Origin of the sequence: Brevibacillus sedimenti, assembly GCF_020923495.1 — a bacterium.
GTDB classification, from domain to species: Bacteria; Bacillota; Bacilli; order Brevibacillales; family Brevibacillaceae; genus Brevibacillus; species Brevibacillus aydinogluensis.
This window is the reverse complement of record NZ_CP064048.1, coordinates 394,182-408,696: the sequence shown is the minus strand read 5'-3', so window position 1 is coordinate 408,696 and position 14,515 is coordinate 394,182. Positions and strand designations below refer to the sequence as shown.

19 protein-coding genes are annotated in these 14,515 nt (G+C 55.8%); 13 read left to right on the top strand and 6 right to left on the bottom strand.

Going from position 1 to position 14,515, the window contains the following annotated elements; all coding sequences use genetic code 11:
• Positions 1–7: 7 nt before the first annotated feature.
• A complete protein-coding gene (locus IRT44_RS02015) occupies positions 8–265 on the top strand; it encodes a DUF1450 domain-containing protein (protein ID WP_171567455.1) in 258 nt (85 codons plus the stop codon).
• A gap of 201 nt (positions 266–466) precedes the next feature.
• Here the strand turns inward: IRT44_RS02015 and mqnE are convergent, their stop codons facing one another.
• Positions 467–1,570, bottom strand: coding sequence for an aminofutalosine synthase MqnE (mqnE, locus tag IRT44_RS02010; RefSeq protein ID WP_171567456.1), 1,104 nt, complete (start codon positions 1,568–1,570; stop codon positions 467–469).
• A 293-nt stretch (positions 1,571–1,863) separates the two neighbouring features.
• Between mqnE and IRT44_RS02005 the strand changes: the two genes are divergently transcribed.
• The 3 genes from IRT44_RS02005 (at position 1,864) to IRT44_RS01995 (ending at position 3,248) form a co-directional block, all read left to right on the top strand.
• The gene (locus IRT44_RS02005) at positions 1,864–2,085 is read left to right on the top strand and encodes an aspartyl-phosphate phosphatase Spo0E family protein (protein ID WP_171567457.1); all 222 of its coding nucleotides are present in this window, start codon (positions 1,864–1,866) and stop codon (positions 2,083–2,085) included.
• Positions 2,086–2,282: 197 nt separating this feature from the next.
• The gene (erpA, locus tag IRT44_RS02000) at positions 2,283–2,642 is read left to right on the top strand and encodes an iron-sulfur cluster insertion protein ErpA (RefSeq protein WP_230077354.1); all 360 of its coding nucleotides are present in this window, start codon (positions 2,283–2,285) and stop codon (positions 2,640–2,642) included.
• A 225-nt stretch (positions 2,643–2,867) separates the two neighbouring features.
• Positions 2,868–3,248 carry a cupredoxin domain-containing protein gene (locus IRT44_RS01995; RefSeq protein WP_171567459.1) on the top strand — a complete coding sequence of 127 codons (381 nt, stop codon included), beginning with the start codon at positions 2,868–2,870 and terminating at the stop codon, positions 3,246–3,248.
• A 98-nt stretch (positions 3,249–3,346) separates the two neighbouring features.
• Here the strand turns inward: IRT44_RS01995 and IRT44_RS01990 are convergent, their stop codons facing one another.
• On the bottom strand, positions 3,347–4,408 hold the full coding sequence (locus tag IRT44_RS01990) for a TolC family protein (protein ID WP_212132132.1): 1,062 nt from the start codon (positions 4,406–4,408) through the stop codon (positions 3,347–3,349).
• A gap of 248 nt (positions 4,409–4,656) precedes the next feature.
• Here IRT44_RS01990 and IRT44_RS01985 point away from each other — a divergent pair, with 248 nt between their 5' ends.
• Both IRT44_RS01985 and IRT44_RS01980 read left to right on the top strand, forming a co-directional pair.
• Complete coding sequence (locus IRT44_RS01985) at positions 4,657–5,016, top strand: hypothetical protein (protein ID WP_171567490.1); 360 nt, start codon at positions 4,657–4,659, stop codon at positions 5,014–5,016.
• A 115-nt stretch (positions 5,017–5,131) separates the two neighbouring features.
• Positions 5,132–5,794, top strand: a complete 663-nt coding sequence (locus tag IRT44_RS01980) for a hypothetical protein (RefSeq protein WP_230077353.1) — start codon at positions 5,132–5,134, stop codon at positions 5,792–5,794.
• 156 nt (positions 5,795–5,950) lie between these two features.
• Here IRT44_RS01980 and IRT44_RS01975 read toward each other — a convergent pair whose 3' ends face one another.
• Together IRT44_RS01975 and IRT44_RS01970 are read right to left on the bottom strand one after the other, a co-directional pair.
• Entirely contained in the window at positions 5,951–6,226 is a 276-nt protein-coding gene (locus tag IRT44_RS01975) for a hypothetical protein (protein WP_171567461.1), read from the bottom strand.
• Positions 6,227–6,405: 179 nt separating this feature from the next.
• Positions 6,406–7,416, bottom strand: coding sequence for an NAD(P)/FAD-dependent oxidoreductase (locus IRT44_RS01970; RefSeq protein ID WP_171567462.1), 1,011 nt, complete (start codon positions 7,414–7,416; stop codon positions 6,406–6,408).
• 334 nt (positions 7,417–7,750) lie between these two features.
• On the opposite strand from IRT44_RS01970, the gene IRT44_RS01965 reads away from it, so the two are divergent.
• From IRT44_RS01965 to IRT44_RS01945, 5 genes are all read left to right on the top strand, one after another.
• Positions 7,751–8,941 carry an NAD(P)/FAD-dependent oxidoreductase gene (locus IRT44_RS01965; protein ID WP_171567463.1) on the top strand — a complete coding sequence of 397 codons (1,191 nt, stop codon included), beginning with the start codon at positions 7,751–7,753 and terminating at the stop codon, positions 8,939–8,941.
• A gap of 9 nt (positions 8,942–8,950) precedes the next feature.
• Positions 8,951–9,202: a hypothetical protein gene (locus IRT44_RS01960; protein ID WP_171567464.1), complete on the top strand. Its 252-nt coding sequence runs from the start codon at positions 8,951–8,953 to the stop codon at positions 9,200–9,202.
• A gap of 263 nt (positions 9,203–9,465) precedes the next feature.
• Positions 9,466–9,612: a YuiA family protein gene (locus IRT44_RS01955; protein WP_171567465.1), complete on the top strand. Its 147-nt coding sequence runs from the start codon at positions 9,466–9,468 to the stop codon at positions 9,610–9,612.
• A gap of 350 nt (positions 9,613–9,962) precedes the next feature.
• A complete protein-coding gene (locus tag IRT44_RS01950; protein ID WP_171567466.1) occupies positions 9,963–10,223 on the top strand; it encodes a YuiB family protein in 261 nt (86 codons plus the stop codon).
• A 167-nt stretch (positions 10,224–10,390) separates the two neighbouring features.
• Positions 10,391–11,008, top strand: coding sequence for a 3D domain-containing protein (locus IRT44_RS01945; protein WP_171567467.1), 618 nt, complete (start codon positions 10,391–10,393; stop codon positions 11,006–11,008).
• A gap of 87 nt (positions 11,009–11,095) precedes the next feature.
• Here the strand turns inward: IRT44_RS01945 and IRT44_RS01940 are convergent, their stop codons facing one another.
• Together IRT44_RS01940 and IRT44_RS01935 are read right to left on the bottom strand one after the other, a co-directional pair.
• Complete coding sequence (locus IRT44_RS01940; protein ID WP_230077352.1) at positions 11,096–11,875, bottom strand: cobalamin-binding protein; 780 nt, start codon at positions 11,873–11,875, stop codon at positions 11,096–11,098.
• A gap of 72 nt (positions 11,876–11,947) precedes the next feature.
• Positions 11,948–12,424, bottom strand: a complete 477-nt coding sequence (locus IRT44_RS01935; protein ID WP_171567469.1) for a divergent PAP2 family protein — start codon at positions 12,422–12,424, stop codon at positions 11,948–11,950.
• A 149-nt stretch (positions 12,425–12,573) separates the two neighbouring features.
• On the opposite strand from IRT44_RS01935, the gene IRT44_RS01930 reads away from it, so the two are divergent.
• Both IRT44_RS01930 and IRT44_RS01925 read left to right on the top strand, forming a co-directional pair.
• Positions 12,574–12,945 (top strand): DUF309 domain-containing protein, encoded by a 372-nt coding sequence (locus IRT44_RS01930; protein WP_171567491.1) that lies wholly within the window; start codon positions 12,574–12,576, stop codon positions 12,943–12,945.
• Positions 12,946–12,998: 53 nt separating this feature from the next.
• On the top strand, positions 12,999–14,507 hold the full coding sequence (locus tag IRT44_RS01925) for a leucyl aminopeptidase (RefSeq protein WP_171567470.1): 1,509 nt from the start codon (positions 12,999–13,001) through the stop codon (positions 14,505–14,507).
• The last annotated feature ends 8 nt before the right edge of the window (positions 14,508–14,515 follow it).

Genomic DNA, 14,515 nt, shown 5'->3' with positions numbered 1-14,515 from the left:
AAAGTAGATGAAGCCATTAGTTGAATTTTGCGCGAGCAACGTCTCTTCCTATACAAAGCACGTGATGGAGGCGCTGGAACACGATCCCGAGCTGGATGTGGACGTGCTGGAGTACGGCTGCCTCGGCTATTGCGGCGAATGCTACATGCAGCCGTTTGCGCTGGTGAACGGCGAGCTGGTCCAGGCGGCTACCGCAGAGGAGCTGCTGGCGGCCATCAAAAAAAAGCTGCAGGAAGACAAAGAGGATGACGGATTCCCGTTTTAGCGACAGGGAGATGAAGAGGGCACGGCTGAATGATCGGCGTGCCCTTTTTTGTTGAATTCGAATGCAGACGAACCTGAACGTGATCGGCGAACCCTCCGGAACGACCATCCGAAGCGGGGCAATACAAAACAAGCTGACGCCCGTAAGAGAGGCGTCAGCTTGCAGTGAGGGTGACGGCATGTCGTGCCGCGCGGCTGGTTTTTAGTGTTCCTTGATGACGTTGTAGAACGTGTCCCGTTCCAGTGCGCGTTTGCCGGCTCCCTTGATCAGCCAGACCAGTTCGTCGACGGTGAGGGCTTGTTGGGTCAGCGCGCCGGCGGAGTGGCTGATGCGCTCTTCGATCAGCGTGCCGTGCACGTCGGACATCCCCATGGTCAGGGACACCTGCGTCAACTGCGTGCCGATGTTGATAAAGTACGCCTTGATATGCTGGAAGTTGTCCATCATCAGGCGGCTGATGGCCATCGTCTTCAGGTCGTCAATCGCCGAGTTGCGCCGCTTGATGCCGGCCGTTGCCTTGATCGGCTGCACCGCCAGCGGGATGAACACCAAAAAGCCGTTGGTCTCGTCCTGCAGTTCGCGCAGGCGGATCATGTGGATCAGGCGCTCCTCCAGCGTCTCGATGGAGCCGTACAGCATCGTGGTGTGGGTCTTCAGGCCAAGCTGATGAGCCGTGCGGTGCACTTCAAGGTACATGTCCGTGCTGGCCTTTTCCGGGCTCATCTTCATGCGGTACCGCTCCGTCAGGATTTCCGCGCCGCCCCCGGTCAGGGTTTCCAGGCCCGCTTTCATCAGTTCCTGCAGCACTTCCTTGATGGACAGGCCGGAGAGGCGGGAAAAGAATTCAATCTCTGCGCCGGTATACGCTTTGATCGTCACGTGCGGGTACGCCTTTTTCAGGGTGCGGATCGTGTCTACGTAATAGTCAAACGGCACATGCGGATTGTGGCCGCCGACGATGTGGAACTCGCGGATGCCTTCGCGATACCGCGTGCCGACGTAGTGGAGCAGTTCGTCCATGCTCATCGTGTATGCGCCGTCTTCCCCGAGATCTCGACGGAAACCGCAGAACCTGCAGTGCGCCTCACAAACGTTGGTCGGGTTGATGTACATGTTTTGAATAAAATAGACGTTATTCCCGTTTTTTCGCTGATTGACCAGGTTGGCCAGTTGGCCGATGGTCAGCAGATCGTTTGAGTTGAACAGCGTCAGGCCGTCTTCCAGTGTAAGCCGCTCGCCGCGAATGACTTTTTCCGACACACCGGCCAGCGCTGGGTCTTGGATGGTTAACGTATCAAGCGCCATCCGAACACTTCCCTTCTCAGATTTCGTCCGGTCCGTTGCCCTGATGCGAATGATCAGGGCAGATCCGTCAATCGTTCACAAAAGCATCTATATTATAAACCTCTTGGGAAGGTGGAACAATATCAGAAGTTTAGCAACGCACGTACTGTAAAATTTTTGCAAATTTCACCAAAAACCCTGCATATTCTTGGTTATATAAGGAAATTTTGATTGCCTTATGGCTGTGGTTCCTGTAAAATGGAAGTGGAACGAAGGCTTGTACGCCTTATCCATCTTGAGGAGGAGCTTCAGCAATGCGAGATATGGTACTAGAAAAAATCGAACTCCTTCGACAGGATATGGTGAAAATGGGGTTAGAGTTTGGGTTGGATCATCCTGATGTTCTGGCATACAGTAAGCAGATTGATCAACTTCACAACGAACTAAACCAATTGGATCATAGTCTGTCTAAGGTAGTGAAGAAGTCAAAACCGTATCGCGTTTTCTTGTTGGAAAACAAAGCGCATTTTGCATAAAGGGGGGCATCCCTCTTTTTTTGTTTCGCTGCGTGTTGCAGGGGGAAGGGGCAGGCGCCCGAAGTGCAGGGCAGCCTTGAGAAAACGCGGCTTCCTTTTGTATACTGAAAGCAGAAAGCGGCACCCTGTTATCAGGAACACGGCGTTTGCGTGGTGCAAGCATGGAATGGAAACCGCCGGTAAAGGAGGGTAACGAGATGATTACATTGACGGAACAAGCCAGTCGGAAGGTAAAGGAGATGCTGGCTGCGGAAAACAAGCCCAACCTGTTCCTGCGCGTAGGCGTCCGTCCGGGCGGTTGCAGCGGCTTTACCTATGGAATGGGCTGGGATCAGGAAATGAAGGAAGGTGACCACACCTTCGAACAGGATGGCATCAAGATTGTTGTCGACAAGGACAGCTATCTATACATTGAAGGCACGCGAATCGACTACAAGGAATCGCTGATGGGCGGCGGGTTCTCCATCGACAACCCCAATGCGGTCGCCTCCTGCGGCTGCGGCGCGTCGTTCCGAACGGCGCTGGCCGAGGGCAAGCCGGAGAAGTGTGACGAGTAAGACGCCAGACGAGAGGACGCTACCCTCGTGGGCATTGCATGACGGTCATGCGATGCCGCGAGGGTTTCTCTTTTTGCCGGGGAAGAGGGGGGCGATTCAGCGACGTTCACCAATCGTTCGCCGGTTCGTCAAGATTCGTTCACAGGTTGGCAGATTCTGGACTGGCTTCGTTCGTTACAATGAAATTGTAGAACGTAAAGACATTGCATGAAAGAAGGGTGTCTTATGAAAAAAATGTGGGGTTTCATGATCTCGGCAGCAGTCCTGTCCGTCATGTTGGCAGGCTGCGGCGGCGACAAACAGGAAGCGTCTCAAGGAAACAGCCAACCTGCGGCAGCGGAGGCCAGCACGGCGATCAACATTGAGGCGAGCAACTGGAAGTTCAATCAGGATACATTTGAAGTAAAAGCGGGTGAACCGTTTACGATTAACTTCAAGTCGACCGAAGGGTTCCATGGCATCGGCATTGAAGGGCTGGACGTGGACATCCAGAACGAGGGCAGCAAGACGCTGACCGTCGACAAGCCGGGCGAGTACAAAATCTTCTGCAACGTCCTCTGCGGTCCCGATCACGGCAAAATGCTGGCCACACTTGTGGTAAAATAAACGATACGGAAAACAAACCTATAGAAGTGCAGCAGCACGAAAAAGCGTGGCGAACGGAACGTGTGTACACGTTCTTGACCGCCACGCTTTTGTTTGACTTAAAATCCGATGGAATGCTGCAAAGTGGCTACCGCAACGTTGTATTGGTGTGTGGTATCGATGCGTTCGGCAATGCTGTCCAGCCATTTTTCTTTCCGATTGGCCAGTTCAGATGCGGATGCTGTTTTGTTCAGGTAGTCCATGTAGGTTTGACGGTAGCGTTCTTCTGCCGCTTTTTGGCTTGCGATGCTTTCCTCCAAGGCTTGTTTCGCCTGAACCACTTTCTCGTAGTTGGCTGTGATTTCCGCGTCTGCTTTCCGTTGGGCCGATTGCAGCAGCAGCTCGTACTTTTTCAGCTCAATTTGCGCAATGCGCCCCGGGTATGTGCTAAGGGCGGCGTACTCGCGGATGTAGTTTACCTTGGCTTGGTAAAAAGCGACTTCAGCAGACGCCTTCACCAGATCGGGCCGCTTTTGATGGGCGATTTTTTTGTATTCCTCGATCGGGAGCAGTTGGAAGGTGGAATAATCCACGGCTGCCAGATTCCACGCCTGGTCGCTTTTTTCGTTCATCAGTTGGTTCAGTTTGGCAAGCGCCTCGCGATACGTTTCTTCCAGTTCGCGGAGTGTTTTCTGAGCGTCGCTGTTGTCACCGTACTTCGCGTCGGCGTATTTCTTTTGCAGGTCGGCCTTCTCTTTCGCTGCCAGTACCTCATAATACGCCTTGTGTACATTGAGGCGGGCATCGTTTTCCTTTATCCTCCAGTTGGATTCTGCGACCTTGTAATCCCTGATGGCGTCGGCTTCCGTCTCAAATTTTGATTTGGCACTGCTCAAGGTTCTGACGGATTCGACTTTTGTGTTTCTCGTACCCATAAGGGCCTGGAGTGTCGTGTAATAAGCGGATTCACTGTCAAGCTTGAGCAGATTCAGGTCCATGCTGCTGGAAATAGCCTTATCGATCGCCTGCTCAAGTGTGAGGTCGGAAATTTCTGACGGAGCAGCAGCAGCAGTTTCGGCTGCACCCGTATCGGCAGGAGCGGCGAGGACGGGTGTTGCACTTGTGAGAAGCGCGGCAATCAAGGTCGTGCTGGTGAGTGGTTTGAGCAAATGAAACTTCATGATGGATGAGCCTCCTTAAAAAATCGGAATAATGCATGTATGATAACGATTATCATTATCACCAACGAGGTCAGTATAAGATGTCTTCATGTGCGGCGTCAAGGCAAAAAATGCTGCAGAATTACAATTTTTTTAGATTGCGAGATACATATTTTCCCTCTGCCCCGCGCATGATAGAAAGGGAATGCGTGCATGCAATCTCCACAGGCTCCGCTTACGGCAGGGCCGAGTTTGATGCAAAGGAGTTGATGGCCCTGGAAAGAAAACGGTATTACATCACGCTGCAGTCGGGTACGACCGTGGCCGAGATCCGCGACGTCAAGGGCGATTCCACCTACGACTTTGAGATCGAGGCGACCGAGGTGGAAGCGGGGATGCTGCGCGACCTGTTCAATCACTGCGCGCACGGGGACTTCATGATGTGGATGCACGGTCATACCTTGTGGAGCGACATGCCGGATCGGGACAACGATGAATACGACGACAATCTGCGCGAGATTTACCGCATGATTTACCGGCTGGGTACGCCGAAAACCCGGAACGATCTCCAACAGATGGGATTGGTGGAGAGGCTGGGGTTGGACAGGGACGGGCTGCGGCCGCTTTAGCCATGATTTCGCGCCGCTTGTCCACAGTCGCTTGCCAATCGCTGCTTGCGCAGGCTGTCACCCGCAGCCGGGAAGCACTACGACCAGATCGGTACGCGAAAAGGAGTGATGAAAGATGAAACGTTGGCAAAAACACTTGTTGGCGACAGCACTCGTGACGGGTCTGGCGATTCCGGCCGGCGTATCCGCAGCCGACATCCAGGCGCGGCCGGCGGCAACGCTCATCCCCGGCGGAGAGGTCGGCGGGGATCACGAGCATCACGAGCATCACTTTGAACACTACAAGCATAAATGGCGCTGCGGGTTGCACCTGAATGCGCACCGTCAGATGTACCTGACCCTGCTGGCCGAGAAGTACACACCGGACCGCGTGGACGAGTGGAAAGCCGCTTTTGCCGAACGGGAACGCCTGATGACACAGCTGAAGGCATCGCGGGAGCAAAACGGCAAGGACGCAGACAAACAAACGTTGCGGGCAGAATGGAAAGCGCTGAAAGAAAAACTGCACGAGCAGGTGAAAAATGGCCAAATCACCCGCGAGCAGATGAAGCAGCAGTTGAAGGAATGGCGCGTCAAGAACTTTGGCGAGCACGATGCAAAAGACGCGGAAGCCATGCGCACCGTGAGAGAGCAGTTTAAACAGACCCACGAGGCGTTTGACGCCGCGATCCAATCCGGTGACGCCGCAAAGATCAAGGAAGTGCTGCCGAAGCTGTTGGACGAGGTAAAAACGGTCAACCAGCACCTCGCCAAAAAGCTGGAAGAAAAGAAAAACTAGCGGGCCGGTTTTCCGGTTCAATTGGAACCAAAAAAAGGACGTGTCCCGGTGCGCGTCCTTTTTTCGTGGAACGGGTCTGCGTGTTCGTGTTGGTCAACACGGATGGTGGCGTCTGCTTTACCGCCAGGAGATTCACCTGCACCGCTTAAAAAAGGTCTAGGGGGACTGGTCATGCAGCGCTTGAGCGCTCCACTCCTCGATGACCGACAGATGCTCCTGCCGGCAGGCGGGACACCAGCCCACATGCAGACAGTGGTGGTGGAGCCGATCGGGAAAGCCGTTGCTCAGCTTGGCGTCGTCGATCTCCCGGTACGGGCTGTAATCGCCGTAGTAGTCATACAGCCGTCCGGCATCGTCCAACGGGCGGCCGCAGCGGGGGCACGTCTCCTGGTAGGGCGCGAGGCCATTGCAGATAGGGCAGAGGTGGCCCATGGCCAGTTGAATCCCTCCTCTCTTGTGGTGTGGTTCTTTCCCTACTGTGCGCCGGGGCCGCATCCCCTATGCAGACCGGCTGGCGCAGCCAGCACAGGCCGTCCCGCGCAGAAGGATGGATGACAAAAAAGCCCTGTCCAGCCGAAGATGACAGCTGACAGGGCGCTTTTGGCCATGGATTACGATTTGAAATTGTCCATGCTGGAGGAGTGGCCGGGCTGCAGTTTCGCATCCGGATTGATGTAGGCGACCGCGTTGTTTACAGCGGTAGGCGCTTCGCCGAAGCCGACGGCGATCAGTTTGACCTTGCCCGGATAGGTGGCGATGTCGCCGGCCGCGTAGATTCCCGGGATGTTGGTCTCCATGCGGGAGTTGACGAGGATGGCTCCCTTTTCCAGTTCCAGTCCCCAGTTCTTGATCGGTCCCAACGAAGAGATGAAGCCAAAGTTGACGATGACGGCGTCCACTTCCAGCTCGCGTTCTTCCTTGGTGACGTTGTTGACGATTGTGAGCCGTTCAATGCGTTCGTCGCCGTGCAGGGCGGCGATTTCATACGGCGTGGTGACTTTGACGCTGGAGGACATCAGCATTTCGACACTGTGTTCGTGAGCGCGGAACTTGTCGCGGCGGTGGATGAGGGTGACTTCCTTGGCAATCGGTTCGAGCATCAGCGCCCAGTCCACGGCGGAGTCTCCGCCGCCGACGACTGCGACGCGCTGTCCCTTGAAGGAGTTCAGATCGGTGACGAAATAGTGCAGGTTGGCATTTTCGTACTTGGCTGCGTCAGGATGTTCCAGTTTGCGGGGCTCAAACGCGCCCACGCCGGCGGTAATGATGACCGCCCGCGAGTAGTGAATGCCTTTGTCGGTGGTAATTTCAAAAATGTCATTCGGTTTCTTCTCGACGTTTTCCACCTTTTCCTCCAGGCAGACAGTCGGTTGAAACCGGGAGAGTTGTTCTTTCAGATTGTTGATCAGGTCTTGGGCAAGCACTTTCGGAAACCCGGCCACATCGTATATGTATTTCTCCGGGTACAGAGCAGAAAGCTGTCCGCCAAGCTGCGGCATGCTTTCGATGATCTTCACGCTAACTTGTCGCATCCCGCCGTAAAATGCGGTAAACAAACCGGCAGGTCCGCCGCCGATAATGGTAATGTCATACACCTGCTCGTCCTTTTGCAGAAGATTCAATCTCAAGCACCTCCGAAATATTCTGAAAGCATCTTTTCCTATTATAACCATACCTGTAAACGAAAAAAAGAAGGGAAAAAAGTGGGATAGGTCAGAAATCACTTGAAAATCTTGTCGACTCCTTTTAATATGAGTGTGAATGTAACGAATTTGACAAAATTTTTTGTTTCCTGGATTGTGCATTTTTTCACAGATTGGGGCAGCAGATCTGACAGGGCAATTATTCCGTTCATACTGGAGCAGCCGCATAGGGCATCTTAAGAGTATCCAATCACGTGAAATTTCGCACAAACTTCCAGGAAATGACTATCACCACACGAATGGAAGGGATACCATGAGCACACCCAAAATTCTCATCCTCGGCGCCGGGTACGGAGGCCTGCTGACCACGCTGAAGCTGCAGAAAAAGCTGAATTACAACGAAGCGGAAATCACGCTGGTCAACAAGCACAATTACCACTACATCACCACCTGGCTGCACGAGCCGGCTGCTGGCACCGCCTCTGCTGACCACGCCCGCGTCAACCTGGATCAGATCATCGACATGAACAAGGTGAACTTTGTAAAAGGCACCGTTCAGTCCATCCAGCCGGAAGAACAAACTGTCACCCTGGAAAGCGGTGAAGTGCTCAGCTACGACTACCTGGTGATTGGTCTGGGCAGCGAACCGGAAACGTTCGGCATCCAGGGCTTGAAAGAACACGCGTTCAGCATCCGCAGCATCAACGCTGTGCGCCAGATCCGCGAGCACATCGAGTACATGTTCGCCAAGTACAAAAACGAGCCGGAGCGCACCGATTACCTCACCTTTGTGGTGGGCGGCGCAGGCTTCACCGGCATCGAGTTCTGCGGCGAGCTGGCCGACCGCGTTCCGGAGTTGTGCCAAGAGTTTGACGTCGATCCGGACCTGGTCAAAATCTACTGCATCGAAGCGGCACCGACCGCCCTGCCTGGCTTTGATCCGGAATTGGTCAACTACGCGATGGACGTCCTGAGCCGCAAAGGCATCGAATTCAAGATCGGCACGCCGATCAAGGAATGCACCGAAAATGGCGTCCTGCTGGCGAACGGCGAAGAGATCAAGTCGAAAACCGTCGTCTGGGCGGCGGGTGTGCGCGGCAACAGCATCGTGGAGAAATCCGGCTTTGAAGTTATGCGCGGCCGCGTGAAGGTTGACGAGTACCTGCGCGCGCCGGGTTACGAAAACGTGTTTGTGGTCGGCGACTGCGCGCTGATCTTTAACGCTGAGGGTCGTCCTTATCCGCCGACCGCCCAGATCGCTGTCCAGGAAGGTGAATGCTTGGGCGACAACCTGGCGGCCCTGATTCGCGGTGAAGTGATGCAGCCGTTCGTTCCTGCGCTGCAGGGTACCCTCGCATCGCTCGGCAAAGGCGAAGGCATCGGAATGGTCGGTTCGAAAAAGCTGTTCGGCAGCACCGCCGCCCTGATGAAGAAGGCGAGCGACCTCCGCTACCTGTGGAAGATCGGCGGAGTCGGCCTGGCCATGAAAAAAGTGCGGTTGTAAGAGGCAGCCATGCGTCACGCCAGTGTTCAGGTCAGAGGACTGCTGACGAGGGATGAACTGGAGCGCTACAACGCGCTGATGGAAGTAGGCGCCTATCTGGAGGAACAGGGCCGCTACGATCTGTCCAAGCACGTGCAGCGCGAAGTCGACATCCTGATCCTGCCCGCGATTGAGCGTCTGAAAGAAAAAGGGCGGGAGCGGGACAGGGAAAACCTCCGTTACATGATCGACAACGGACTGCTCGACGCAGACGACGAGTAGCGCGAAAACAAGAGCGAAGAAACGCGGGCAGTGTAAAATGCGGGGCAGACGTGCACGCTGCCACGCCCGCGCTATCCATCTTCACGCATTTGTGAGAATGAGCAAGAAAAACCGGGATGCAGCCGCTTACATCCCGGTTTTTTTCTGTTTTCCGAGTGATTTTCCCGTTGTCGAGGCTGCGAATTCTCTGCTATAGTAAGACACATCAAAAAAATCAGAAAATACAATTTATTTCCCGAATGGATGGGAAAGGAGAGATCACCATGAGAAGCGAACAAGAACAATGCCCGTACTGCAAGGGACAGGGGTATTTCCAACTGCTGCTGGGCGGCACTGAGAACTGTCCGGGCTGTGACGGCACCGGGACTTTGTCCGCACCGATGCCGACCGCTTCTGCCGTCAAGGCATAGCTGAGCCGACCAAAGTCGGCTCTCAGCATGCAGACAAAGTCCGAGGTGCATGGGAGATCGGGCCCGCTCGCTCGCTTGACGCCCAGCATAGAAAAGGAGCGCCACCTCTAAATGGGCTGCGTAGCGATGCGGCTTTGGCGATCCCCCGCAATCGATGCGGAGCGTGCAGTTTGTGCTTCCCTGTTGGGCGAGCACGGGCCGCGCCGAACGCGAGCGTTAGAGCCGACCATAGTGGTTCCGCCGCTTTTCCAATTGACCTCATCCTGCGATTGGGCTACACTAAAAAACGGAAACGGACGTGTTTGAGATGAAATCCCGATACGTCAGAAGGCTGGAGGATTGAACGGTCAATGGATTTGCTGCAATTTATGGTGTCAATTGTGCTGTTTGCCGTGCTCGGCTTTGGCATCGGCTTTATCATAAACATGATATTGCGGACGACCTGGCTGCCTGTGGTGCTCGTCGGCGGCGTAGTGGTCGGGGCGTTGGTGTACAAAAAAATCGTTCCCGGCCCCTGGGACGCGATCATTCTGGGATGCGGCATGGCGGGAACCGTGCTCAGCGGTTGGACGATTCAAACGCTGCGCAAAAAAGGATATCGTATGTTTTAACCGTTGGTTTGGCGGGCCTGTTGCGGGCCTGCCTTTTTTGATGCGTCTCCTGCACAGGCCGGCTGATTGTGCCGCAAGATGCAGAATATTTTTGTAATCAGGTCATTTTGTGTATAGTTTCCTTCTCTTCGGGACAAGACTAGTACCGAGAGGAGGTTTATATCAGAATGATTGGTAAGCGATTGGTGAGTATGATCGTCCTGGGCGTTACCGTACTGACCGGATTCGCGACCGACGGATTGGGGTACAATGTGATGGCAGACCATTCTGTTAAGACAGTGTTCGGCGTCTCGGAGATGAGAGATGGCCGGCAGGTCGTCAAGAAACGGACGGTTTCCACCAGCTCCTTCACCCCGATGACCGACAAGAACGAACTGATGCTGGAGCAGTATCCCAAGGTGCGCGTCGTGGCGACCGGGTATTACGCCGGGTATGAGTCGACGGGCAAACACCCGTCCCATCCGTCTTACGGGATTACGTACTCGGGCGTAAGGGTTCGCCGGGATGAATACTCCACCATTGCCGCCGACCTGCGCGTGTTTCCGCTGGGAACGGTCCTCTACATACCCGGTTACGGTTACGGCGTAGTTGCGGACAAAGGCGGGGCCATTCGCGGCCACAAGATCGACCTCTATTTTGAGACAAAACAGGATGTGTACAAGCAGTGGGGCAAAAAAGCCCTGGACGTGTACGTCATCCGCCGCGGCGACGGCAAGGTGACGGAAGCGATGATGACCCAACTCAACGAAAAAGGAATCGCGGCAATGGCCGACCCCATCAACTGACTGCAGCGGGTTGGAAACACAAAAAGGATTTGCCCCGGAGTGAGCCGGCGGCAAATCCTTTGCTTGTGTACAGGAGAAATCAAACGGTCAGGTGCGATCGTCCGGGTACAGTAGTTTGACCAGGTGTTCCAATCCGTTGAGAATACGGGGGGACGGGCGGCAATAGAGTCCTTCTTCCAGCAGATGGACGTGCCCATGGCGGATGGCGTCCATCTCTCCCCACCCGGGCCGATCGGTGATCATTGCCGGTTTGATTCGGCGCAGCTCGATGCCGCACCAGACGACGCAGACGTGATCAGGATTCCGCTCCCGCACCATGTCAGGGGTTGCTTTGACATTGGCACAGGGAAAGTCGGCGAACACATTGACGCCCCCGACAATTTCGCTTACATCGGTCAGCCAGTTGTCCCGTCCTGGGGTGTAGATTGGATTGGGCCACCATTCCCAATACAGCTTCGGCCGGGTGCTCTGCTTCGCTGCCGTCTGACGGATTATTTCCACTCTTTCGGCAAATTGCTGCGCCAGCCGTTCGGCGGCTTGTATCGTACCGGTGGCTTCGCCCACCAGCAGGATGTCGCGGGGAATGTCGGCGATCCGCGACGGATTCAGCACGATGTGGGGAATCCGACGAGCCGCCAGTTCCTCCACGTTTTTTTCCATACCGGGAACGCTGAGCGAGGCGACAACCAGATCGGGCTGCAGCGCCTCCACTTTCTGTATGTCAATTGACAAGTCGGGGCCGACGCGCGGCAGGTGCTGCCATTCATCTGGCCAGTCGGAGTGGTCGTCCAGACCGACCACCTGATCGCCCAGTCCCAGGTAATAGAGGATTTCCGTATTGCTCGGACAAATGGAAACGATGCGCATGCTCTCCCTCCCCGAAACGTCGCTGTCCGGCTCCGTTTCCGGTGCGGGACAACTCTGTCCGTCTCTTTTCGTCTACAGCAGCCGATGCGTAATCAGCGCGACCATGACACCCAGCCATCCGCCGACGAATACCTCGATCGGCTGGTGGCCGAGCAGTTCTTTCAGCTTTTGGGCCTTTTCCTGCTTGGGACGCACCTTAAAGGTCTTCATCCCCTCCAGCAGATGGTTGAATTCGTCTACCAGCTTGTTCAGCACGACAGCCTGCATGCCGGCATGGCGGCGGACGCCGGCCGCGTCAAACATGACGATGACCCCGATAATCGCGGAGATGGCGAACATGCTGCTGCTGAACCCTTCCCGGATGCCCACGGCCGTCGAAAGGGCAGTTACTGCGGACGAATGAGAACTGGGCATGCCGCCCGTGCTGAACATCAGCGACCACTGCCAGGTCCGGGTGGCGATGTAGTGAAGCGGGATTTTGATCAATTGGGCAATTCCTATGGCAATCAGAGCCGCCCATAACGGAAAGTTGTCAAGTATTGCTGCCATAGAAAGATCCATTCCTTTCTGATCTGATGCGTCTGCGTATGTATATTGTAACAGAACAGCGTTTCGGGCATCCGTAAAGTTTTCGTCAGGATTTCGAGACCGGGCAAACTGTGTTACGATGGAAAGCGGAAGGACGGTGGCGGTTGACCATGCGATACCCCGAGCAGTACATACGGTTTATCGAGAAGTTCAACGCCGGCGAGTACTACGAATGCCACGACCTGCTTGAGGAAATCTGGATGGAAGACAAAGCGAACAAGTTTCTCCAGGGTTTGCTGCAAATGGCGGTCGGACTGTACCACTTTTCCAGCGGCAACGTCAAGGGTGCGCGACTGATGCTGGCCAATGCCCGCAAATATCTGGCCAGGTATGGTCCGCGCCACTGGGATCTCGATGTCGACGCAATTCTCCGGTTTCTCGACGACTGCATGGACGCACTGCCGCAGGCGGACGTCATTCCGTATACGGAAGCGAAAGCCATTCCGTTTCCTTCCCTCCATCTGAGTCTGGATAGGCCCTAAGGCATTCATGTGCCCGTAGCTTTATCCTATCACAGAGAAAGAAGGAAAGGTATATGAACGTCACTGTGGAAAAACGGAGCGCATGGTGGACCGTTGCGTGCGATGAGCTGGTGCTCCCGCTGTGGAAAGAGGAAGAACTGGCGCAGGTGTATCCGGAATTGGATCAACGGTTTGCAGGCGGGTTGGCCGCGCTACAGCAGGACAAGGAAATCAGCGGAGAGGCCAAGTCGGTGGCTGTCGTTCACACGATGGGCCGGCTTCAGGCCAAAAAGTTGATTGTCATCGGCATGGGTGACCGGGAGAAGGCGGACTTCGTCTCGATCCGTGCTGCCTGGGGGCGTGCTGCCAAGACGGTCGGCGGCAAAGGCAGCGGCAAAACCGTGGCCGTGGATCTGCGCGGCGGACGGGAGTTGTCGACCAGCCGCTTCGCACAGGCGGTGACAGAGGCGTTTTGCCTGGCGTCGTATCACTACGAAGGCTATCGGCAAAAGCCGAAGCGGGAGGCGGAGCCGCTCGGGACGGTGAAGCTGCTCGTCGGCAGCGACGAGGAAGCGGCCAGCGCCATGCTGGGCGTGATGCGCGGCGAAGCGCTGGCGCAGGGGACCAACCTGGCGCGGACACTGGTCAACGAACCGGGCAATTACCTGACGCCGCGCGCCCTGAAAGACGCAGCGGTGGCTGTGGCCAAACGCTTCGGTATGGCGTACGAGGTGCTGACAAAAGATAAGCTGGAGGAAATGGGCATGGGCGGCCTGCTTGCCGTTGCCAAGGGCAGCGTCGAGGAGCCGTATGTCGTCGTGGTGAAATACCAGGGAACAGAGACCTGGGAAGACGTGATCGGCCTGATCGGCAAAGGCGTCACGTTTGATACGGGCGGTATTTCCATCAAGCCGGTTGCCGGTATGGAAGCCATGAAGTCCGACATGGGCGGCGCGGCAGCGGTGATCGGGGCGTTGGAAGCGCTGGGACAGATCAAACCCCGGGCGAACGTGCTCGCGGTCATCGGCTGCGTGGAAAACATGCCATCGGGAACAGCCTTCAAGCCGGGCGACGTGATTACCACGATGAGCGGCAAGACCGTGGAAATCATCACGACCGACGCCGAGGGACGGATGGTCCTGGCCGATTGCATCACCTACGCCAGAAAGCAGGGTGTCTCCTGCCTGGTGGATGCCGCCACCCTGACCGGAGGGGCCGTCGTCGCTCTGGGCCACTACTGCTCCGCCGCGCTGACCAACGACGAGGCGCTCGTCAGCGAACTCCTGTCCGCAGCCGCACAGGCCGGGGAACGCCTCTGGCAGCTGCCGCTGTTTGAGGAGTATTGCGAATTGAACAAAAGCCGCTATGCCGACCTGAAAAACTCGGGCGGCCGTTACGGCCACTGCATCATCGGCGGCGCCTTTTTGCGGGAATTCGCGGAGGATACCCCGTGGGTCCACCTGGACATTGCCGGCACGGCGTACACCAGCAGCGCGAAAGACATGCAGCCGGCGGGCGGTACGGGCGTCATGGTCCGTACGCTTGCCCAGTTTGTGATGAATCGCAATCAATCCAATGCGTAAAGGAGTTG